Genomic DNA, 21176 nt, shown 5'->3' with positions numbered 1-21176 from the left:
GATGATGAAGGACGTATGAGCTCGGATTCCCCGGCAGAAGATGCCTCGGACGTGACCACGGACGCTCCCGCGAAAGACAGCGGCACTAAAGACAGCGGCACTAAGGACGGCGGCACCAAGGACAGCGGGGTGGCGGCCAAGGCGGCCCGGCGCGCCGAGTCGGCGGCCCCGGCCGCGTCCGGCGGTCGTGAGTTCACGATCTCCGCGCGCGCCCTCCGGGCCGCCGGTCTGGCCCTGGTCGCGGTGGCCGCGGTCGTCGCGATCGCGGTGCTGTCGTGGCAGGTGACGGCCAAGTCGCGCACGCTCAGCGCCTTCGACGACTCGAAGTCGGCGGCGTCGTCGTTCGTCACCACCTACTTCGAATCGATGATGGCCGCGGGGACCACTCCGGAGAAGATCAAGGCGGTGGTGGTGCCGCTGACCACCGGCGAGGCGCGCGAGCGGGTCGAGGCCGATGCCGGCAGCACCGTGCAGTTCTTCGACGAGGGCAAGTTCTCCAACTTGAAGGTGGAGGTCAATTCGGCGACGGTGGAGTCGTTCACCGACACGTCGGCGACCACCGTGGTCGCGGCCACGCTGACCGGGACCAGCCCGACGCTGCCGGCCGGCGGGCAGCAGGTGGTGCTGCTGCAGCTGGATCTGACCAAGCAGGACGGCAAGTGGCTGGTCGGCCGGATGATCGTGCAGCCCGGCATCAGCGAGTCCTCGGGCCAGCCGGCGCCCGCGCCAGCACCCGCACCCGCACCTCAGGAAGGTCAGCCCGCGGGCTGATCGGGTCGGGCCGCCTCAGCGGACGCGTTCGAGGATGGCCACCGGCCGGTCCTCCAGGAGCACGTCGGCGCGGACCGCACCGGAGTGTTCGCACCCGCTGCGCACGTCGCGCCAGGTTCCGCCGGGCAGATCGACGACGGCATGGGTGCGGTCGGCGCCGGGCGCGAAGGTCTGCAGTAGCCGAGTGGCCACCACCACCACGGAGGGATCGGCCTCGCCTGCGCTGCGGCTGAAGGCGAGCACGTGCCGGGCGCGTCGCCCCCGGACCACCACGTCGCGGTAGTCGCCGTCGCCCCCGAATGCCGCGCGGTGACGGCGTCGTACGGCGAGCGCGTCGATGATCAGACGGGCCTTGGGGTGCTCGAGGTCGCGGGAGTAGTCCACCGGTCGACGATTGTCCGGGTCGGTCAGCGCATCGTCCCACCACTGAGCGCCCTGGTAGAGGTCGCCGACGCCGGGCCCCAGCAGGGCGATGGCGGTGCGGGAGAGCGACTCGGCGCGGCCGGTGGCGGCGATCAACGCCACGAAATCGCCGATCACCGCGGCCGCCGGACCGGTCAGCAGCCCGGTCAGCCAGTCCTGCGTCTGCTGCTCGGCCTCCGGATTCGGTGCGGACCACGACGAGATGACGGCCGCCTCCCGCATCGCTGTGGCCGCGTAGGCGGTCAACCGCCCGTGCAGGTCGGCATCGGGCAGGCCCGCTTCCGGCCACATGCCGACGAGGTTCTGCAGCAGCAGGTACGCCGTGCGCGGGTGCGGCGGCGGGTAGTCGGCCCAGATCTGCCGGACCAGCATGTTCCAGCGCTGCGGCACCTGGGCGATCACCGCGATGCGGGCACGGACGTCGCCGCTGCGCTTGGTGTCGTGGGTGGTGGTGGCGGTCAGCGCGCGCGGCCAGGTGCGGGCCCGCCGCTGATTCTGTTCGTGGAAGGCGGACCGGCTGATCGTCGGATGCCGCGGACTGGCGCCGAGTTCCTGCGTGGAGACCAGGCGTGCGGTGCGGTGGAAGCCGACCTTCTCGATCGCGGTGGCCGTGACAGCCGCACTGAGCTCGCTGACCCGGAAGACGGCCTCGGGAAAGTCCTCGGGGTGCGTGAACGCGGTGGCCAACGCGTCGAACCCGGCGTCGGCCGACGGCAGCCCGGCGCGTGCCTCCTCGATGGCGGCGAGCACGCGGGGCCGCAGGTGCGGGTAGTCGGCGCGACTGACGTCGATCGTGACGGCGAAGGCGGCCACCGCCTGCTCCACCACGTAGTCCGGTACCGACGGTGCGGCGAGGGCCACCGCCGCGCTGGCCATGCGCAGGCGCGTGGGAAAGCGGCTGCGCAGGGTCTCGTCGCGCAGTTGCCGGGCCTCCGCGCGGAGATGATCGCCGTCGCCGTGCTGGCCGGTGACCCAGAGGTAGATCTCGTCGAGCTCGATGATGCCCTGCGGCGCGGTGAACACGGCTTCGATCCGTTGCAGCTGGTCGTAGCCGGTGGTGCCGTCGACCGGCAGCTCCGGGTCGAGGTCCTCGCCGATCGCGAGGGCCTTCTCCACGTACAGCAGACGGTCCGGGCCGATCAGGTCGCGGAGCCGCCGGAGATAGCCTCGCGGATCGCGGAGCCCGTCGAGGTGGTCCACGCGCAGCCCGTCGATCAGGTCCTCGTTCGCCAGGTAGCGCAGCCAGCCGTGGGTGGCTTCGAAGACTTCGGGCACCTCGGGGCGCAGGGCGGCGAGCTCGCCGATGTCGAGGAAGCGGCGGTAGCTCAGGAGGCTGTAGGTGGACGGCACCAGCCGGTAGTGCTGGCGTGCGAGGACCTCGAGCGGGTCGTCGTCGGGTTCGGCGGAACCGGGTGTGGTGGGGAGTACCCACTCGTGGAGGCGCAGGTTGGCGTCCTCGTCGACGGTGACGTCCGCGAGGTCGCTCTCGCTCCCGAGGTAGGGCAGCAGGATCACGTCGTCCCGGCCCTCGTGGGTCACCGGCAGGATGTCGAAGTAGTCGAGGAACGGCGAGCCGAGGCCGTGCCGCAGCACGTCGGCCCACCAGGCGTTCTGAGTGGGAACGCCGATCCCGACGTGGTTCGGCACGATGTCGACGAGGAGGCCGATGCCGACGGCGCGGGCGTGCGCGCGCAGCAGGCGGAACCCGTCGAGGCCGCCGAGCTCGGGGGAGATCTGCGTGGGCGGCGTCCAGTCGTAGCCGTGGGTGGAGCCGGGCATCGCGCGCAGGATCGGCGACAGGTACAGGTGCGAGATGCCCAGCTCCACGAGCTGATCGAGGATCCCGACCACTTCGGCGAACGCGAAGTCCGGCGTGAGCTGCACCCGGTAGGTGGCGATCGGCTCGTACAGGTCGCCGTCCGGCGCGCTCACGGGGCGGCCGCTGGCGTGTCGACGGGCCGGACGGCGCGCGCGCCGGTGAGGATCACGGCGAGGGCCTGGGCGAACTCGTCGTCGAAGTCGCGCTGCGACGGACCGGTGGCGCCGAGGCGCTCCATCTGCGCGCGGGTCTGCTCCTCGATCGTCAGGCCGACGATCAGCTGACAGAGGGCGGTCGCGACGCCGCGGGCCGCCGTCGCCGGCAGACCGCCGCGGGCGGCGCGGTTGGCGAGGCGACCGGCGAGGTCGTCGGTCGCCAGGCCCGAGGCCCACGCGGAGGACACCACTTCGGCGCTGTCGGGCACGGCGAGCAGGGCGGTGCGCAGGTTGTGCGCCGCGGCCGCCAGGGCGTCGTCCCAGGCGAGAGCGTCGTCGTCGTGCACGTCGGCCAGCAGATCGTCGGCCAGTGCCGCCAGCATCGTCTGCTTGTCGGCGAAATGCCAGTACAACGCGTTGGGGCGGACGCCCACTTCGGTGGCCAGTCGCCGCATGGTCAGGTCCGCCAGGCTGTGCTGGGCGAGGATGCCGCGTGCGGCATCGAGGATGTCGCCTCGCGTGGTGCTCACATGGCTCACCTTATCGGTGCGGCACCTCCTGTACAGCGTTCAGGGCCTCCTGTACGGTGTCCAGTAATTCTGCCGACCGCCCCGGTCGGCCCGCGGTCAGAGGAGGCCCGAACGTGCAGACCCACGAGATCGTCGCCGCCGATGCGGCGCACGTGTGGCACCCGTACGGCGGCTTCCCCGCGACCACCGTGCCGCGCGTCGTGTCCTCGTGCGCCGGTGTCCGTCTGCGGCTGAGCGACGGCGTCGAGCTGATCGACGGCATGAGTTCGTGGTGGGCCGCGGTGCACGGATACGCGCACCCGGTGCTCGACGCCGCGGTGCAGCGGCAGCTCGGGTCGATGTCGCACGTGATGTTCGGCGGGCTGACGCACGAACCGGCCGCGGCCCTGGCGACCGCGCTCGTCGAGCTCACGCCCGCGCCGCTGACCAAGGTCTTCTTCGCCGATTCCGGATCGGTGTCGGTGGAGGTCGCGATCAAGATGGCGATCCAGTACCAGCGCAGCCGGGGACTGCCGGGCAAGAAGCGCCTGCTCACCTGGCGCGGCGGCTATCACGGTGACACCTTCGCCCCGATGAGCGTGTGCGACCCGGACGGCGGCATGCACGCGATGTGGCGCGGGGTGCTGGCCGAGCAGCTGTTCGTAGACGCGCCGCCGAGCGAGTACGACGCCGGCTACGCCGCCATGCTGGATCGCGTGTTGGCGCGCCATGCGGACGAGCTCGCCGCCGTCATCGTCGAACCGGTGGTGCAGGGCGCCGGCGGCATGCGGTTCCACTCGCCCCGGCTGATCGCCGAGCTGCGTCGGGCGTGCGACGCCCACGACGTACTCCTGATCTGCGACGAGATCGCCACCGGCTTCGGCCGGACCGGCGAGCTCTTCGCCGTCGATCACGCCGGGATCAGCCCGGACATCCTGTGCGTCGGCAAGGCGCTCACCGGCGGGTATCTCACGCTGGCCGCGACGCTGACCACTGCCGAGATCGCCGAGACGATCAGCGCGGGGGAGGCCGGCGGCCTGGCGCACGGGCCCACCTTCATGGCGAACCCGCTGGCCTGCGCGGTGGCCTGCGCGTCGCTGGGCCTGCTGGCCGACGGCGCGTGGCGTTCGCAGGTGGCGATGATCGGGGAACGACTGGCCGCCGGACTGGCGCACATCGCCGGTGCGCCCGGTATTGCGCAGGTGCGGACCCTCGGCGCGATCGGCGTGATCGAACTCGACGACGACGTCGACATGGTCGCCGCGACCGACGCCGCCGTGGCGCGCGGCGTGTGGCTGCGGCCGTTCCGGAATCTGATCTACGCGATGCCGCCCTACCTCTGCACGGCCGACGAGATCGACGCGATCGTCGACGGCATGATCGCCGCGGCCCGGGCGAGCATCGCCGCCCGCACGGACGTGCTGGCGGTGAGCGCATGACCGTCGTGCACGCCGATCCGCTGAGCTGGCTCACCGACGAGGCCGCCGCCATCGCCGCCGCCGGGCTGCACCGGCAGCCGGTGGCCCGCACGGCGACCGGCACCGAGATCAACCTGGCCTCCAACGACTACCTGGGGCTGTCCCGCCATCCCGCGGTGATCGCCGCCGCGCAGGATGCGGTGGCGACGTGGGGCGCCGGGTCCACCTCGTCACGTCTGGTCGTCGGCACCACCCAAGCGCACCTGGACTTCGAGGACGACCTCGCCGACTTCCTCGGAACCCCTGCGGCACTGGTGTTCTCGTCGGGCTACCTGGCCAACCTCGGTGCGGTCACCGCGCTGGCCGGTCGCGGCGATCTGATCGTCAGCGACACCGGCGCGCACGCCTCGCTGATCGACGGGTGCCGTTTGTCGCGGGCCCGCGTCGTGGTGGTGGAGCGCGGCGACGTCGACGCGGTCCGTCGTGCTCTCGCCGGTCGCGCCGAGCAGCGCGCGCTGGTGGTGACCGACTCCATCTACAGCATCGACGGCGAAGTCGCGCCGATCGCCGAGTTGTACAGCGCCGCAAACGATCTCGGCGCCACGCTGCTGGTCGACGAGGCCCACGCGGTGGGTGTCCGCGGACCGGGCGGCCGCGGCGTGGTGGCCGAGTGCGGCCTGTCCGGAGCGCCGGGCCTGGTGGTGACCGGCGTCGCCTCCAAATCCCTTGGCGCGCAAGGCGGTTTCGTCGCCGGCAGCACTACGCTGCGCGCGCACCTGATCGATCGCGCCCGCAGCTTCATCTTCGACACCGGTCTCAATCCGGCGGCCGTCGCCGGGGCGCACGCCGCACTCGGGGTCCTTCGCGCCGATCCGCAGCTGCCGCAGATCCTGCGCGGCTCCGTGCAGTCGTTCGCCGACGCCGTCGGGGCCCAGGCGCCGCAGTCCGCGGTGGTCTCGTTGATCGTCGGCGATCCGGTCGCCGCCGTGACGGCCGCCGCGTACTGCCGCGCCGAGGGCATTCTCGTCGGCTGCTTCCGCCCGCCGTCGGTGCCCGCGGGCACCTCCCGGCTGCGGGTCACAATCCGCGCCGATCTGGCCCCCGCGACGTTGCTGTCGGTGGCCGCCGTGGTGGACCGGGCCCTGGGTTCGGTGGGCGTCCGATGACGCAGATCCTGGTAGTCACCGGCACCTCCACCGATGTGGGCAAGACGATCGCGGTGGCCGCCCTGGCCGCGGCGGCCCGGGCCGACGGGTTGCGCGTGGCGGTCTGCAAACCCGCGCAGACCGGCGTGCGGCCGCACGATCCGGGCGATCTGACGGTGGTCACCGACCTGGTCGGCGCCCTGCCGACCGCCGAAGTGGCGCGGTACCGGCAGCCGCTCGCGCCGGAGACGGCGGCGCGCCGGGCCGGCGCACCGTTCCTGACGCTCGACGCGATCTGCGCGGCCGTGCAGCGGTTGGCCGTGGACGCCGATCTGGTCCTGGTCGAGGGGGCAGGCGGCGTCCTGGTGCGCCTCGCGCCGGACCTCACGCTGCTCGACGTCGCCGTCGCGCTCGATGCGCCGGCGGTCGTGGTGACCGACCCCGGACTGGGCACGCTCAATCACACCGAGCTCACCGTCGACGCGCTGCGCGCGGCCGGAGTCGCAGTGGCCGGTCTGATCCTCGGCGCCTGGCCGGACGCGCCCGATCTGGCGATGACCTGCAACCGCGACGATCTGCCCCGGCTCACCGGGGCGCCCGTGGTCGCCGCCGTCCCGGCCGGGATGGGCGCGGCCGCACCCCAGCACTTCCAGGCGGCAGCGCCGACCTGGTTCACCGGCCCACCGCTCTGGGCGGCACCCGCCCGTCCCGACTTCACCAAGGAGAACGCATGACCATCACCACCGCCTCCCCGTCGATCGACGACACCGCCGCCGATCGGGACATCCTCGACGTCGCGCGCACCCAGGTGCTCGACGAGGGCGTCGGGCTGAACTACGACCAGCTCCTGCAGGTGCTGAATCTGGACGAGGAGCGGCTCCCCGAACTGCTGCAGCTGGCCCACGACGTGCGCCTGCGCCACTGCGGTCCGGAGGTGGAGGTGGAGGGCATCATCTCGCTGAAGACCGGTGGCTGCCCGGAGGACTGCCACTTCTGCAGCCAGTCCGGCCTGTTCGCCTCACCGGTGCGCAGCGCGTGGATCGACATTCCGTCGCTGGTCGAAGCCGCCAAGCAGACCGCCAAGAGCGGCGCCACCGAGTTCTGCATCGTGGCCGCCGTCCGCGGACCGGACAAGCGTCTGATGACGCAGGTGGCCGCCGGTATCGAAGCCATCCGCAACGAGGTGGACATCCAGATAGCCTGCAGCCTCGGCATGCTGACCCAGGAGCAGGTCGACGAGCTCGCCGCGATGGGTGTGCACCGCTACAACCACAACCTCGAGACCGCGCGCAGCCACTTCCCGAACGTCGTCACCACGCACACCTACGACGAGCGGTGGAGCACCCTGCGCATGGTCCGCGAGGCCGGGATGGAGGTGTGCTGCGGCGGCATCCTCGGCATGGGGGAGACGGTGGAGCAGCGTGCCGAGTTCGCCGCCGAGCTGGCCGTGCTCGACCCCGACGAGGTGCCGCTGAACTTCCTCAACCCCCGCCCGGGCACCCCGTTCGGCGACCTCGACGTGCTGCCCGCCGCTGAAGCGCTCAAGGCCGTCGCCGCCTTCCGCCTCGCGTTGCCGCGCACCATCCTGCGTTTCGCCGGCGGCCGCGAGATCACGCTCGGCGACCTGGGCGCCAAGCAGGGCATGCTCGGCGGCATCAACGCGGTGATCGTCGGCAACTACCTGACCACGCTCGGTCGGCCGGCCGAGGCCGATCTGGATCTGCTCGACGATCTGAGCATGCCCATCAAGGCCCTCAACGACACCCTCTGAGCAGGGCCCCCTGTAGCGTCGAGGACGCGAATCGAAGGAGAACCGATGATCACGGTGCCCGGACCGCTGGCCCAGCCCCTGCGCTACGGCGTCTACACCGGACGCGAACTCGAACTCCAGTCCCCGGATGCGGTGCCGACGGCGGCGCGGATGGGTCTGGAGCCGCCCCGTTACTGCGGCCAGTGCGGTCGGCGGATGGTGGTGCAGGTGGTTCCGGACGGTTGGACGGCGCGCTGCTCCCGGCACGGGAGCGTGGACTCGGCGGAACTGGAACAGCGATGACGGCTCTGGCGTCGCCGCGGGTGCGGCCGCTGCTGGTGGCCGTGGTGCTGCTGGTGCTCGGTGCGCTGCTCGGCGTTCTGTGGGCCTCCGTGATCCCGTACGCCGAGCTCACGGTGACCGACACGACCGCCGGGATGCCGCCGTCGGAATCGGCGCTGCTGTTCAGCGGTCCGGCGATCTTCGCGCTCATGGCCTTCGCGTTCGGTGCGGTGTGCGGGCTCGCGGTGTGGTTCGTGCTGCGCCCGGCGCGCGGCGTGAGTGGACTGCTGTTCGCGGTCGGTCTGGCGTTGGTGGCGTCGGGCATCGCGATCCAGGTGGGCGGGGCCGTCGCCGATGCGCGCGCCGGCGACATCGACCCGCACACGCCGGGCACCTACCAGCTGGTCGACAGTCTGTGGCTGACCGGCGCGGGCTGGAACGCGCTGTCGGCGCCGTGGCTGCTGCTGATCTGCGCGCCGGGCGTCGCGGCGCTGGTGTACTTCGTCTGCGCTGCCGGCTCCAGCGACAACGCCTGGCTGCCCAAGGGGCAGTCGTCCGACGGGATCGACGGGGCCGACGGCTTTCCCGAACCCGCCCCGGACATGCCGCAGCCGCCCGCCGACTGGAGCTATCCGGGGGCGCGCGCCTAGTACCGCACTAGCGGGTATCGCCGTGCGGTTCACTCCCGCCGGTGAAAGTCGACGACGATCGGCGGTCGATGAATCCGCACGTCGCAGGACAGGAGACGCTCCACCACGGAGCCGTGGTCACGGCGTCGGCGTAGGGGCGGGGGATCGGGCAGGAGTGCGGGCCGGATCAGCAGCTCCGGGTGATGGAGTGGATTGACCCGCCACGGCGCGTCGCGGCCGGCCGGTCGCCAGGCGACGCGGCCCGCATCGGGCCCGTCGGCCAGGATCGTCGACTCCCACTGACCCGGGGAGTGGCCCTCCCGCCGATTGTGCGGACCGCAGGCCGCGCCGAGATGGTCGACGTCGGTGGGGCCGCCGTGCTGCCACGCGGGCAGGTGATGCGCCTCGGTCTGTGCGAACGGTCGGCGGCAGCCGGGCATGGTGCAGCCGCGGTCGCGGCCGAACAGCGCCAGCCGCTGTGCCAGGGTGGCCAGCCGTCGGCCGCGTCCCAGGTAGAGGATCGCCGCGGAATGGTCGGCGAACACCTCCAGCCACGGGGTGGCGTCGGCAGCGAGGTCGACCAGGTCGGCGACCGGCACTCGCGATCCGGTGGCGGTGACCGCGGTGCCCGCGCGGGCGGCGAGTTCGGCCTCGGTGGTGGTGATCACCAACTGGGCGGGAATCCGATCGGGGCGGCCCAGGGCGCCGTGGCCGAGGAGGTAGTCGCACATCGCCAGCAGCGCGTCGTGATTGCGCTGGGCGGGCAGTCGGTCGTCGCGCCCGGCGGCCGCTTCCAGGTCTGCCGGATCGAGGTCGGGCCGGTCGGCGGCACCGTGCGGGGAGTCCGGGTCGGCGGGATTGTTCATGCCCGGTGCGGCCCACACGGTGAGGATCACTTCGAGTTTGGCCCGCAGCTCCGGGGTCAGCAGGGCGCGGACCTTGCTCATCAGTCGGCGGTCCTGCGGGCGCAGGGTGAATCCGCGCTGACGGCGCCGATCGGCGTCGTCGGTGAGGTGACCGTCGGGGTCGAGGTGGGCCAGGATCCGGTTGCCGAGCATGGGCAGATCGTCGGGCGCCACGTTGCGGGCGGCGTCGGTCAGTATCTGCTCGGCGCGATCGCGATCGGTCTGCCCGACGGCCGCGGGGATCTGGGCCATGATGTGCACGATCGCGTCGACGTGCCGGGCGTCGATGGCGCCCTCGGCCACGGCCTGGGCGCACAGCGGTAGGCGCGGCGGGAGGAGTTCGCCCTGCAGGTTGCGGTAGCGGCCGATCTCGTGGGCGACGGTGCGTCGGCGCGCGGCCTCGGCGCGGCCGAGTCGCAGGCCGGTCGCGAGCAACTGCGGCACGGTCAGGTAGCCGGCGAGCTGATCGAGGTTGCGGTCACTCGCTTCGATGAGCAGGCGCGCGGAGACACTATCGGCCTTGCGGCGGCTGGTCTCCCAGCGGTTGAGCACGTCGAGCATCTCGTGGTCGGTCTCGCGGCTGAGGCCGACCACGGCGAGTCGTTCGGTGGCGGCGTCGATCAGGTCGGCGAGTTCGGCGGCGGTTTCCGGCAGCACTACCTGCATCATCACCTCCCTACGGGAACGTGCGTTCGACTTCTAACTCCAAGTTACGCCCACTCCGGTGTGGATGCAACACTTTTTCGAACGAATTTTCGATGAGTTTTACGGGGGTGGTTTCAGGGCCGCGAACTCGTCGGTGACCACCAGCGAATCGTCGGCGAACGAGTACAGGGCGGGCGGGCGGCCGCCGCTGCGCCCGGTGCGTCCGACGGTGCCGGTGGCGATCACCACGCCGCGTCGGGACAGGACGCGCAGCAGGTTGGTGGCGTCGACGTGGTAGCCGAGTGCGGCGCCGTAGATCTCGGAGAGCTCGGACATCGCGAACCGCCCGGGTGCCAGGGCGAAGGCGAGGTTCGTGTACGACAGTTTCCCGGCGATCCGGCCGCGGGCCAGGTCGACCACCTCGGCGTGGTCGTAGGCGAGGTCGGGGAGTTCGTCGACGTCGAACCACCGCGCGGCGCCCGGGTTCTCGGCATCGACGGTCGCCGGCTCGACGGGGACGTCCCGGGGGACCAGTCCGAGATAGGTCGCGGCGATGGTGCGGACGTCCGGAATGCGGTCGGGGTCGGACAGCATGGACAGCTGCTCCAGGTGGGCGACGCGCGTGAGGCCGCACTGTGCGCCGAGGTGTCGGCGCGCGGCGGCCGCGAGGGTTTCGCGTGCGCCGACGTCGCCGCCGGGGAGTGACCACGGCCCGTCCTCGGCGCTGCGATGCAGCAGGACGTGCAGAGTGGGGCGGCCCTCGGTCGGTTCACGGACCTGGAAGACCGCACTGAGCACCTCGACGGGTGTCGGCGTCGCCATGGCGCTGAGTCTAACGGCCGCCGCCTGCCGCCCGGCGGCGGGAATAAGGCCGGTGCGGGCCGGTGTTACCATGGCGATCAGTAGTTTTCGACCGATGGTCGAAAACCCTGTTCAGGCCAGCCCGCCTGGGCGGGACGCTGCGAAGGGAGCAGTCGCCATGACTTCAACGATCATCACCCGGACCGAGACCGATCTGGGCATGCCCGACCCGGGCGTCACCATCCCGGCCGCCTACGGCGGCGTGGAGGCCACGCCGGAGTGGGCCGCCGAGATCAAGCGGCTCGCGAAGGAGCGCAACGCGGTGATCCTGGCGCACAACTACCAGCTGCCCGCCATCCAGGACATCGCCGACTACGTGGGCGACTCGCTGGGCCTGTCGCGGGTGGCCGCGGAGGTCGACGCCGACGAGATCATCTTCTGCGGCGTGCACTTCATGGCCGAGTCCGCGAAGATCCTGAGTCCGGAGAAGCGCGTGCTGATCCCGGACGAGCGGGCCGGTTGCTCGCTCGCCGACTCGATCACCGCCGAGCAGCTGCGCGAGTGGAAGGCCGACTACCCGGACGCGATGGTCGTCTCGTACGTCAACACCACCGCGGAGGTGAAGGCGCTGACCGACATCTGCTGCACGTCGTCGAACGCCGTCGACGTCGTCGCCTCGATCGACCCGGACCGCGAGATCCTGTTCCTGCCGGATCAGTTCCTGGGTGCGCACGTGAAGCGGGAGACCGGTCGCGACAACATCCACATCTGGGCCGGGGAGTGCCACGTGCACGCCGGCATCAACGGTGACGAGCTCACCGACCAGGTCGACAGCCACCCGGACGCCGAGCTGTACATCCACCCCGAGTGCGGCTGCGCCACGTCGGCGCTGTATCTCGCGGGCGAGGGCACCGTGCCCGACGAGAAGGTGAAGATCCTCTCCACCGGCGGCATGATCGACGCGGCCCGCGAGTCCACCGCCAAGCAGGTCCTGGTGGCCACCGAGGTCGGCATGCTGCACCAGCTGCGCAAGGCTGCCCCGGAGGTCGACTTCCAGCCGGTGAACCCGCGTGCGGCGTGCCCGTACATGAAGATGATCACCCCGGCCGCGCTGCTGCGGTGCCTCACCGAGGGGCGCGACGAGGTGCACGTCGACCCCGAGATCGCCGCCAAGGCGCGGCTGAGCGTGCAGCGGATGATCGAGATCGGCAACCCCGGCGGCGGTGAATAGCCCGGTGGGCGAGTCGTTCATCGGACAGGCGGGGCCGGCCGCGGAGCTGGACTTCGCCGTCACCGAGGAGCTGGTGGCGCTCATCGCCACCGCGCTCGACGAGGATCTGCGCTACGGCGCGGACGTGACCACGCTGGCCACCGTCCCGGCCGACACGGTCGCCGACGCGCGCATCGTCAGCCGACAGCCCGGCGTGATCGCCGGGCTGCCGGTGGTGCGTGCCGTCTTCGATCTGGTGATCGGCGCCGACAACTACGCGGTGACTTCCGAACTCGCCGACGGCAGCGTCGTGGAGCCCGGGCAGACGGTGCTCGCGCTCCGCGCGCCGGCGACGACGTTGCTGACCGCGGAGCGCACGGCGCTGAACCTGCTGTGCCATCTGTCGGGCATCGCCACGGCGACCGCGCAGTGGGTGGCCGCCGTGGAGGGTACGTCCGCGCAGATCCGCGACTCCCGCAAGACGCTGCCCGGCCTGCGTTTCCTGCAGAAGTACGCGGTGCGCGCCGGCGGCGGCGTCAACCACCGCATGGGGCTCGGCGATGCCGCCCTGATCAAGGACAACCACGTGGTCGCTGCGGGCGGCGTGGCTGCCGCGCTGGAAGCGGTGCGTGCTGCCGCCCCCGACCTCCCGGTGGAGGTGGAGGTCGATTCGCTCGCCCAGTTCGATGAGGTGCTCGCGCTGAACCCGCAGCTGGTGCTGCTGGACAATTTCGAGCCGTGGGAAACGCAGATGGCGGTCCAGCGCCGCGACAAGCGATCCCCGGGCACCAAGCTGGAATCGTCCGGCGGCCTCACCCTGGACGTGGCGATCGACTACGCCCGCACCGGCGTCGACTACCTCGCCGTCGGCGCCCTCACCCACTCGGTCACCGTCCTCGACCTCGGCCTCGACTGGTAACTGTCCCCGCGTGTCGCGGAACCGGAGGCGCGGGTGACCGCGTCTAACCGGGCATGGGGGATATCGGTGCCGTCGCGGCAGAACTGGCATCGCACGACGGCGTGATCACCGCGCAGCGCTGGTCCGGGTTGCGGCCGCCGCGCACGGCGGTGTCGCCGACCGCACGACGGCGGCGTGGTGGCACGGTCTGGTCGATGAGTTGGCCACTCCGCTGACCTTCGCGGTCCCGGACCGGGTCCCGCCGCACAGCTGGAAACAAGGCCCGATCGATGCGATCCGGCGGCGCTATCACCTGGCCGACGTGGTCACTGTGCGCGACCTACCTGTGACCGGGCTTGCGATGACGATCCTCGCGGCGAGCATCGAGGTCGCCGACGGCGCGCGACTGATCGATCATGCACTCCAGACCCAGCCCGTGGTCGTGGCCGACTTGACGGCCTGCGTGGAGCGTAACGCGGGGTTGCGCGGCTTCGTCGAGGTCCGGCGCCTGCTGTCCATCGCGAGCGGCGACACCGAATCCGCGGCCGAGCGGATGTTCGTCGACTCCGTGCGCGCCGAACGGCTGACCGGGTGGGTGCTGCAGCATCGGTTCGGGCGATGGCGGATCGACGTGGCGTGGCCGGTCGAGCGTGTCGCCGTCGAGATCGATGGCTGGGCCTTCCACCGCGGCGTCAAGGAGTTCGATCGGGATCGGGCCAAACGCAATGCGCTGGCCGCCGCCGGGTGGATCGTCCTCTCCTTCACCTGGCACCAGCTGACCTACGAACTGGAGTCGTGCACGCGCCAGCTCATCGAGGTGTTGGCGAGTCGCCGGGCCGAGTTGGCCTGACCGCTCGCCTGAGTGTGAGGTTGTGACGCTCATAGCGCCACAACCTCACACTCTGTGGGCGGCTGGCTCGGGTAGGTCAGCGGTAGTCGATGACCATGCGACCCTCGATCTCGCCCTGCTCCATCCGGTCGAAGACGGCGTTGATGTCGGCCAGCTTCGCGGTCGCGACGGTGGGCTTGATCAGGCCGCGGGCGTAGAAGTCGATCGCCTCCACCATGTCCTGCCGGGTGCCGACGATCGAGCCGCGGATGGTGAGGCCCTTGAGGACCACGTCGAAGATCGGGGCGGGGAAGTCGCCGGGCGGCAGACCGACGAAGACGATGGTGCCGCCGCGGCGGGCCATGCCGATCGCCTGCCCGAAGGCCTGCGGGTGCACCGCCGTGACGAGCACGCCGTGCGCGCCGCCGGTCTGCGCGGTGATCGCGGCGACGGGATCTTCGACGGCGGCGTTCACCGTCACCTCGGCGCCGTGTTCGCGGGCGAGTGCCAACTTGTCGTCGGCGATGTCGACGGCCGCCACCCGCATGCCCATCGCGCGGGCGTACTGCACCGCGACGTGGCCGAGGCCGCCGATACCGGAGACCACCATCCACTGGCCGGGCCGCACGTCGGCCACCTTCAGGCCTTTGTAGACGGTGACGCCGGCGCAGAGGATCGGGGCCACTTCCACCGGATCCAGACCCTCCGGGACGCGGGCGGCGAAGCGGTCGTCCACCAGCATGTATTCGCCGAACGAGCCGTTCACCGAGTAGCCGCCGTTCTGCTGGCTCTCGCACAGGGTCTCCCAGCCGGTGCGGCAGTATTCGCAGACTCCGCACGCCGACCACAGCCACGCGTTGCCGACCAGATCACCGACCGCGAGTTCGGTGACGCCGTCGCCGACGGCCACCACCCGACCCACGCCTTCGTGGCCGGGCACGAACGGGGGAGACGGCTTCACCGGCCAGTCGCCGTTCCGGGCATGCAGATCGGTGTGGCACACGCCGGAGGTCTCCAGCTTCACCAGCGCCTGCCCGGGGCCGGGCGCCGGCATGTCGATCTCGCTGATCTCGAGGGCTTCGCCGAGCGCGGTGACGACGGCGGCGGTGATCTTCTCGGACATCGGTACTCCTAGCGGGACAGTCGCTGCTACGGGTCCCGGGCAGCGTGGCCGGTGGTTACCTGTCAGCTTGCCCGCTGCACCCGGGGCGCAGGAGCCGAATCGTGCACTGTCTACCGCTCGCGTGCCGGAGTGTCACGGAACCGAGGAGCGGGGTGACCGCGTCTCACCGGGTATGGGGGATACCGGTGCCGTCGCGGCACATTTGGCAGCGCACGACGGCGTGATCACCCGCGCAGCGGGCGGTCGCGTGCGGCGTGAGTCGAGCGCAGCCGGATCCCGGAGCCTCGGTAGGGGAGTCGGACCTCAGCGGTAGGGCGAGGTGCTGCCGGAGCGGATGCCGGCCGGCCCGTGCAGGACGGCGCGGGCGAAGTCGGCGAGGTGCGGATCCAGGGCGCGCGGGGGCGGCCAGCCGGTCGCGCCCACGGTGGAACCGAGCGAATTCAAGACGAACTTGACGGGCAGCGTGATGTCGCCGATCGAGCGCCGGTCGAACCGGTCGTCGCCCTCTCCTCGGGGCTCCCAGCCGCACACGTCGAGCGCGTACGCGACGTCCCGCCAGCGTTCGTCTGCCCAGGTGTTCGGCGTCGCGCGACCGTCGGCGTAGGTCGTCAGGAGCGCGGCCCCGGCGACCTGGGCGCCGGGCGACAGGGTGTGCAGGATGCGCGAGGTCAGGGCGTCCCACAGTGCGTCGGTGCCGGTCGCGGCCCGGTGGCCGTGGCCGGTGCGGACCAGTCGGCCGCGCAGTTTTCGGACGAGCCCGAGCCGGGTGGCAGCGTCGCGCAGATCGCGGATCGGCGGGGTGGACTCCTCGCGGGTGCTCGAGCCGATCCGGCTGTCGTGCCAGCCCAGCGTCGTCATGCCGTCGAGCACCACTGCGGGCGGCAGCCAGCCGGCTTTGGTCAGCGTCAGGCCGTCCGGTCCGACCGCGTCGAGAAGCCACGCGAACGGTGCCACCAACTGTCTGCGGACCTCCGGCGACACGTCGACCGGGTCGAGCAGGCCGGTGCGCCGGACGTACTGGCGGAACTCCGACCGGATACCGGCGGGAAGGCCGGAGGCGAAGTCGGCGAGCAGGGCATCCGGCGCCAGATCGTCGGGGCCGCGCAGATCGTCGGCGACGAGGAGACCGGACAGGTCCAGCGGGTCGCGTTCGTCGGCGCGATAGCCGAAGTAGTCGTCGAGTTCGGCCTGAATCGACGCGACGTCGAACGTCTCCGGCGTCGGCGGGAACCACGGTCCGGTCACCGCGGCGACCCATTCGGCGATCTCGGCGTGCTCGGGATGGTCGGGGTCGGCGAGGATCGCGAGTTTCTCGGTGTAGCCCCACGCGCCGCCGGAATCCTCGACGGGTCCGCGTCGCTGCCCGCCGACGAGGGTGACCGGCCGCAGGTCGCCGATCGCGGTGGTCTGCGCCGAGGCAGTGATTCGGTGGGTCCAGCCGTCGCCGAAGTCGTACTCGTACCAGATCGGACCGCCGTCGACGGCCGCGGCGATCGACACCTCGGCCTCCGGGCGGAAGCCCGTCGGGTCGAGCTCGTCGAGTTGGTACGGGTCGCCCCAGTGCCGGGTCGCGCGGCGCGGGTCCTGCGCGTCGACGAAGAGGTGCAGGTGCTGCTCGCGCCACCCGAAGGCGAGCTGAATCGCGGTGTGCAGGTCGGCCATCGACAGGTCGCCGTTCACCTGGAGTTCCCGGACGATGGGCGGCTCGATCTCCTCGAGCTGGATGTGCAACGTGATCATCGACGCCATGCGAGGAGCGTACGTGGGGCCGAGCGCACAGCTCCCTGGTTGGAAAGAGTTTGCGAGCGGCGCATATCCTAGAAGGACACTCCACGCCGAGACAAGGGACAACCACTTCATGCTCGCCAGAACCGATCTGCGCGGTACCGACGTCACGCTGAGTCAGCTGCGTCGTGCCCTGCCGCGCGGAGGCACCGACATCAACTCCGTACTGCCGGTCGTGACGCCGGTGGTGGAGGCGATCGCCGAGCACGGGGCGAGCGCGGCGCTGGACTACACCGAGCAGTTCGACAAGGTCCGTCCCGCCTCCGTGCGGGTCCCGGCCGCGGTGATCGCGCAGGCCCGCGCAGACCTCGACCCGGCCGTCGTCGCAGCCCTGGAGGAAGCGATCCGACGCGCCCGCAAGGTGCACGCCGATCAGCGTCGCCAGACCTCCGTCACGCAGGTGGCGCCCGGCGGCACCGTCGCCGAGAAGTGGATCCCGGTGCGCCGCGTGGGCCTGTACGTGCCCGGCGGCAACGCCGTGTACCCGTCGAGCGTGGTGATGAACGTGGTGCCCGCGCAGGAGGCCGGCGTCGGCTCGCTGGTGGTCGCCTCGCCCGCGCAGGCCGACTTCGGCGGCTGGCCGCACCCGACGATCCTGGCGGCCTGCGCGCTGCTCGGTGTCGAGGAGGTGTGGGCCGTCGGCGGCGCGCAGGGCGTGGCCCTGCTGGCCTACGGCGGCACCGACACCGACGGCGCTGAGCTGGATCCGGTCGACCTCATCACCGGCCCGGGCAACATCTACGTGACCGCCGCCAAGCGCCTGGTCCGCAGCGTGGTCGGCATCGACTCGGAGGCCGGTCCCACCGAGATCGCGATCCTCGCCGACGACTCCGCCGACCCGGCGATGATCGCCGCCGACCTGATCAGCCAGGCCGAGCACGACGTGCTCGCCGCCTCCGTGCTGGTCACCGAGAGTGCGGCACTGGCCGACGCCGTCGACGAGGCCGTCGCCGAGCGCGCCGCCACCACCAAGCACAGCGAGCGTGTGCTCACCGCCCTCGGCGGTCCGCAGTCGGGCATCGTCCTGGTCGACGACCTCGAGGCCGGGCTGCGTGTGGTCGACGCCTACGCCGCCGAGCACCTCGAGATCCAGACGCGCGACGCGCAGGCGGTGGCCGACCGGGTGACCAGCGCCGGGGCGATCTTCGTCGGCGCCTACTCGCCGGTGAGCCTCGGCGACTACTGCGCCGGGTCCAACCACGTCCTGCCGACGTCCGGTTCGGCGCGCTACTCGTCGGGCCTGTCGGTGCAGACCTTCCTGCGCGGCGTGCACATCATCGACTACGACCGGGACGCCCTCGCCGACGTCGCCGACGCCGTGGTCACCCTCGCGAACGCCGAGGACCTGCCCGCCCACGGCGAAGCGGTGACCGCGCGGTTCGGGGGCACCGCGTGACCGCTCAGCCGACGACGCCCGGCGCGCGGGTGACGCTCGACGACCTGCCGCTGCGCGACAACCTGCGCGGCAAGAGCCCGTACGGTGCGCCGCAGCTGCAGGTATCGGTGGTGCTCAACACCAACGAGAACCCGCACCCGCCGAGCCCGGCGCTGGTGGAGGACGTCGCCGAAGCCGTCGCCGACTGCGCGCGGGCGCTGCACCGCTACCCGGACCGCGACGCCGTCGCGCTGCGTACCGACCTCGCCGACTACCTGACCGACGCCACCGGGGTCGCGCTGACCCACGAGAACGTGTGGGCCGCCAACGGTTCCAACGAGATCCTGCAGCAGATCCTGCAGGCCTTCGGCGGTCCCGGGCGCACCGCGCTCGGCTTCACGCCGTCGTACTCGATGCACCCGATCATCTCCGACGGCACCGAGACCGCCTGGCTCGACGGTAAACGCGCCGCCGACTTCGGCCTCGACGTCGACTACGCGGTCGGCGAGATCGCCGCGCAGGCCCCGGACGTGGTCTTCGTGACCTCGCCCAATAACCCGACCGGCGGCAGCGTCCCGATCGCCGACCTGCGCCGCATCCTGGATGCGGCCCCCGGCATCGTGATCGTCGACGAGGCCTACGGCGAGTTCTCCGACCAGCCCAGCGCCACCACCCTGATCGACGAGTACCCGGCCCGCCTGATCGTCTCGCGCACCATGAGCAAGGCCTTCGCCTTCGCCGGCGGCCGCCTCGGCTATCTGGCCGCCGCGCCCGCGATGATCGACGCCCTGCTGCTGGTGCGCCTGCCGTACCACCTGTCGGTGCTCACTCAGGCCGCCGCGCGCGTCGCGCTGCGCCACAGCACCGAAACGCTGGCCGGTGTGGCGGCGATCGTCGCCGAACGCAAGCGGGTCACGGCGGCGCTCACCGCGATGGGCTACGACGTGATCGCCTCCGACGCCAACTTCGTGCTGTTCGGCGAATTCGCCGATGCGCCCGCGAGTTGGCAGCATTACCTCGACCACGGCGTGTTGATCCGCGACGTCGGGATCCCCGGTCGCCTGCGTGCGACCATCGGGTTGCCCGCCGAGAACGACGTCTTCCTCGACGTCAGCCGCGCCCTCGCCGCCACCGACCGAAAGGCCGTCTCATGAGCCGTATCGCCCGCATCGAGCGAACCACCCGCGAATCGTCGATCACCGTCGAGATCAACCTCGACGGCACCGGCGTCACCGACATCTCCACCCGGGTGCCGTTCTTCGACCACATGCTCACCGCGTTCGGCGCGCACGGCGGCTTCGACCTCACCGTGCAGGCCGTGGGCGACATCGAGATCGAGGCGCACCACACGGTCGAGGACACCATGATCGTGCTCGGCCAGGCCATCGCCGAGGCGCTCGGCGACAAGCGCGGCATCCGCCGGTTCGGCGACGCCTGGATCCCGATGGACGAGACCCTCGCGCAGGCGATCGTCGACGTCTCCGGCCGCCCGTACTGCGTCTTCACCGGCGAGCCCGATCAGATGCTGACCACCGTGATCGGCGGCTACTCGGGCGGCGACGCCGGGCCGGTCACCTCGTACGCCACCGTGATCAACCAGCACGTGTGGGAGTCGTTGGCGCTCAATGCCCGCATCGCGCTGCACGTGCGCGTGCTGTACGGCCGCGACCCGCACCACATCACCGAGGCCGAGTTCAAGGCCGTCGCGCGGGCCCTCCGCGCGGCCGTCGAACCCGATCCGCGCGTCACCGGCATCCCGTCCACCAAGGGCACCCTGTGACCGCTCGCGTGCCGTCGGTGGTGCTGCTCGACTACGGCTCGGGCAACATCCGCTCCGCCCAGCGCGCCCTGGAACGTGCCGGGGCCGACGTGGAGGTGACCACCGATTTCGCGACGGCGGTGGAGGCCGACGGTCTGCTGGTCCCCGGTGTCGGTGCCTACGCGGCCTGCATGGCCGGACTGCGCGCGGTGCGCGGCGATCGGATCATCGGCCGACGACTGGCCGGCGGTCGCCCGGTGCTCGGCATCTGCGTCGGCATGCAGGTGCTGTTCGAGCAGGGCGTCGAGTTCGGCGTGGAAACCGAGGGCTGCGGCGAGTGGCCGGGCGCGGTGACCCGCCTGCCCGCGCCGGTGCTGCCGCACATGGGCTGGAACACCGTCGAACGCTCCGACGACTCCGCGATGTTCGCCGGAATCGACCTGGACGCCCGTTTCTACTTCGTCCACTCGTATGCGGCGCAGACCTGGGAGCTCGACAATGTCGGCTCGCCGCTGACCGCGCCGAAGCTGGCCTGGACCGACTACGGCGCCCCGTTCCTCGCGGCGGTGGAGAACGGTCCGCTGTGGGCCACGCAGTTCCACCCGGAGAAGTCCGGGGACGTCGGCGCGGGGCTGCTGCGCAACTGGGTGGCGACGCTGTGAACCATGCGGGCGGCGCCGCCGAGCACTTCTCGTTCGGCCGCATGGTTGCGCGAGCACTCGGCGCCGCGGCCCTGGTGTTGGTGGTGGCCGTACCGTTGGTGTGGTGGCTGGCGCGCACCGTGGAGATGGTGGCGCTCGGCGTGGCGATCGGCGCCATCGTGGTGATGCTGATCGTCATGGCGGTGGTGGTGCGTCGCGAGCTGCGACACGTCCAGCACGAGATCGACCACTTGAAGTCCCGCCGCCACCCCGAATCCTGACCGACCCCGACACCTGAACCACC

General features: G+C 71.5%; 22 protein-coding genes. 16 read left to right on the top strand and 6 right to left on the bottom strand.

Going from position 1 to position 21176, the window contains the following annotated elements:
- Positions 1-15: 15 nt before the first annotated feature.
- On the top strand, positions 16-771 hold the full coding sequence (locus MUG78_RS16045; RefSeq protein WP_246996497.1) for a hypothetical protein: 756 nt from the start codon (positions 16-18) through the stop codon (positions 769-771).
- A gap of 15 nt (positions 772-786) precedes the next feature.
- Here the strand turns inward: MUG78_RS16045 and treY are convergent, their stop codons facing one another.
- Positions 787-3126 (bottom strand): malto-oligosyltrehalose synthase, encoded by a 2340-nt coding sequence (gene treY / locus MUG78_RS16040; RefSeq protein ID WP_246996495.1) that lies wholly within the window; start codon positions 3124-3126, stop codon positions 787-789.
- Entirely contained in the window at positions 3123-3698 is a 576-nt protein-coding gene (locus MUG78_RS16035) for a helix-turn-helix domain-containing protein (protein WP_246996493.1), read from the bottom strand. Before MUG78_RS16035 ends, treY begins: the two co-directional genes overlap by 4 nt.
- A 113-nt stretch (positions 3699-3811) precedes the next feature.
- On the opposite strand from MUG78_RS16035, the gene MUG78_RS16030 reads away from it, so the two are divergent.
- From MUG78_RS16030 to MUG78_RS16005, 6 genes are read left to right on the top strand one after another with little or no spacing between them, the layout of a single operon-like run.
- Positions 3812-5116, top strand: a complete 1305-nt coding sequence (locus MUG78_RS16030; protein WP_246996491.1) for an adenosylmethionine--8-amino-7-oxononanoate transaminase — start codon at positions 3812-3814, stop codon at positions 5114-5116.
- Entirely contained in the window at positions 5113-6261 is a 1149-nt protein-coding gene (locus tag MUG78_RS16025) for an 8-amino-7-oxononanoate synthase (protein ID WP_246996489.1), read from the top strand. The genes MUG78_RS16030 and MUG78_RS16025 overlap by 4 nt, the downstream gene beginning before the upstream one ends.
- A complete protein-coding gene (gene bioD, locus MUG78_RS16020; protein ID WP_246996487.1) occupies positions 6258-6974 on the top strand; it encodes a dethiobiotin synthase in 717 nt (238 codons plus the stop codon). The genes MUG78_RS16025 and bioD overlap by 4 nt, the downstream gene beginning before the upstream one ends.
- Positions 6971-8011: a biotin synthase BioB gene (gene bioB / locus MUG78_RS16015; RefSeq protein WP_246996485.1), complete on the top strand. Its 1041-nt coding sequence runs from the start codon at positions 6971-6973 to the stop codon at positions 8009-8011. The genes bioD and bioB overlap by 4 nt, the downstream gene beginning before the upstream one ends.
- A 45-nt stretch (positions 8012-8056) precedes the next feature.
- A complete protein-coding gene (gene bsaP, locus MUG78_RS16010) occupies positions 8057-8293 on the top strand; it encodes a biotin synthase auxiliary protein BsaP (RefSeq protein WP_246996483.1) in 237 nt (78 codons plus the stop codon).
- On the top strand, positions 8290-8922 hold the full coding sequence (locus MUG78_RS16005) for a DUF2567 domain-containing protein (RefSeq protein ID WP_246996481.1): 633 nt from the start codon (positions 8290-8292) through the stop codon (positions 8920-8922). The genes bsaP and MUG78_RS16005 overlap by 4 nt, the downstream gene beginning before the upstream one ends.
- A gap of 29 nt (positions 8923-8951) precedes the next feature.
- Here the strand turns inward: MUG78_RS16005 and MUG78_RS16000 are convergent, their stop codons facing one another.
- Both MUG78_RS16000 and MUG78_RS15995 read right to left on the bottom strand, forming a co-directional pair.
- Positions 8952-10475 (bottom strand): HNH endonuclease signature motif containing protein, encoded by a 1524-nt coding sequence (locus MUG78_RS16000; RefSeq protein WP_246997133.1) that lies wholly within the window; start codon positions 10473-10475, stop codon positions 8952-8954.
- Positions 10476-10571: 96 nt separating this feature from the next.
- Complete coding sequence (locus MUG78_RS15995; RefSeq protein ID WP_246996479.1) at positions 10572-11273, bottom strand: NUDIX hydrolase; 702 nt, start codon at positions 11271-11273, stop codon at positions 10572-10574.
- Positions 11274-11472: 199 nt separating this feature from the next.
- Here MUG78_RS15995 and nadA point away from each other — a divergent pair, with 199 nt between their 5' ends.
- From nadA to MUG78_RS15975, 4 genes are read left to right on the top strand one after another with little or no spacing between them, the layout of a single operon-like run.
- Positions 11473-12483 (top strand): quinolinate synthase NadA, encoded by a 1011-nt coding sequence (nadA, locus tag MUG78_RS15990; protein ID WP_246997131.1) that lies wholly within the window; start codon positions 11473-11475, stop codon positions 12481-12483.
- 4 nt (positions 12484-12487) lie between these two features.
- A complete protein-coding gene (nadC, locus tag MUG78_RS15985) occupies positions 12488-13381 on the top strand; it encodes a carboxylating nicotinate-nucleotide diphosphorylase (protein WP_246997129.1) in 894 nt (297 codons plus the stop codon).
- Positions 13382-13434: 53 nt separating this feature from the next.
- Positions 13435-13596 carry a hypothetical protein gene (locus tag MUG78_RS15980; RefSeq protein ID WP_246996478.1) on the top strand — a complete coding sequence of 54 codons (162 nt, stop codon included), beginning with the start codon at positions 13435-13437 and terminating at the stop codon, positions 13594-13596.
- Positions 13581-14210: an endonuclease domain-containing protein gene (locus tag MUG78_RS15975; protein WP_246996476.1), complete on the top strand. Its 630-nt coding sequence runs from the start codon at positions 13581-13583 to the stop codon at positions 14208-14210. Before MUG78_RS15980 ends, MUG78_RS15975 begins: the two co-directional genes overlap by 16 nt.
- Before the next feature lie 76 nt (positions 14211-14286).
- On the opposite strand, the gene adhP is transcribed toward MUG78_RS15975, so the two are convergent.
- Together adhP and MUG78_RS15965 are read right to left on the bottom strand one after the other, a co-directional pair.
- Positions 14287-15312 (bottom strand): alcohol dehydrogenase AdhP, encoded by a 1026-nt coding sequence (gene adhP, locus MUG78_RS15970; RefSeq protein WP_246996474.1) that lies wholly within the window; start codon positions 15310-15312, stop codon positions 14287-14289.
- 303 nt (positions 15313-15615) lie between these two features.
- The gene (locus MUG78_RS15965) at positions 15616-17061 is read right to left on the bottom strand and encodes a plasmid pRiA4b ORF-3 family protein (protein WP_246996472.1); all 1446 of its coding nucleotides are present in this window, start codon (positions 17059-17061) and stop codon (positions 15616-15618) included.
- Between the two features lie 109 nt (positions 17062-17170).
- Between MUG78_RS15965 and hisD the strand changes: the two genes are divergently transcribed.
- Genes hisD through MUG78_RS15940 form a run of 5 tightly spaced genes read left to right on the top strand, consistent with a single transcriptional unit; the run spans position 17171 to position 21153 of the window.
- Complete coding sequence (gene hisD / locus MUG78_RS15960) at positions 17171-18493, top strand: histidinol dehydrogenase (RefSeq protein WP_246996470.1); 1323 nt, start codon at positions 17171-17173, stop codon at positions 18491-18493.
- Positions 18490-19626: a histidinol-phosphate transaminase gene (locus tag MUG78_RS15955; RefSeq protein ID WP_246996468.1), complete on the top strand. Its 1137-nt coding sequence runs from the start codon at positions 18490-18492 to the stop codon at positions 19624-19626. Before hisD ends, MUG78_RS15955 begins: the two co-directional genes overlap by 4 nt.
- Positions 19623-20252: an imidazoleglycerol-phosphate dehydratase HisB gene (gene hisB / locus MUG78_RS15950; protein ID WP_246996466.1), complete on the top strand. Its 630-nt coding sequence runs from the start codon at positions 19623-19625 to the stop codon at positions 20250-20252. Before MUG78_RS15955 ends, hisB begins: the two co-directional genes overlap by 4 nt.
- Complete coding sequence (gene hisH / locus MUG78_RS15945; protein WP_246996464.1) at positions 20249-20893, top strand: imidazole glycerol phosphate synthase subunit HisH; 645 nt, start codon at positions 20249-20251, stop codon at positions 20891-20893. Before hisB ends, hisH begins: the two co-directional genes overlap by 4 nt.
- Positions 20890-21153 carry a hypothetical protein gene (locus MUG78_RS15940; protein WP_246996462.1) on the top strand — a complete coding sequence of 88 codons (264 nt, stop codon included), beginning with the start codon at positions 20890-20892 and terminating at the stop codon, positions 21151-21153. The genes hisH and MUG78_RS15940 overlap by 4 nt, the downstream gene beginning before the upstream one ends.
- Positions 21154-21176 lie beyond the last annotated feature (23 nt).

It is taken from the genome of Gordonia alkaliphila, assembly GCF_023017165.1.
Taxonomy (GTDB): Bacteria; Actinomycetota; Actinomycetes; order Mycobacteriales; family Mycobacteriaceae; genus Gordonia; species Gordonia alkaliphila.
Note: the sequence above shows the minus strand (reverse complement) of the source record. Positions and strands in the feature narration are given on the sequence as shown.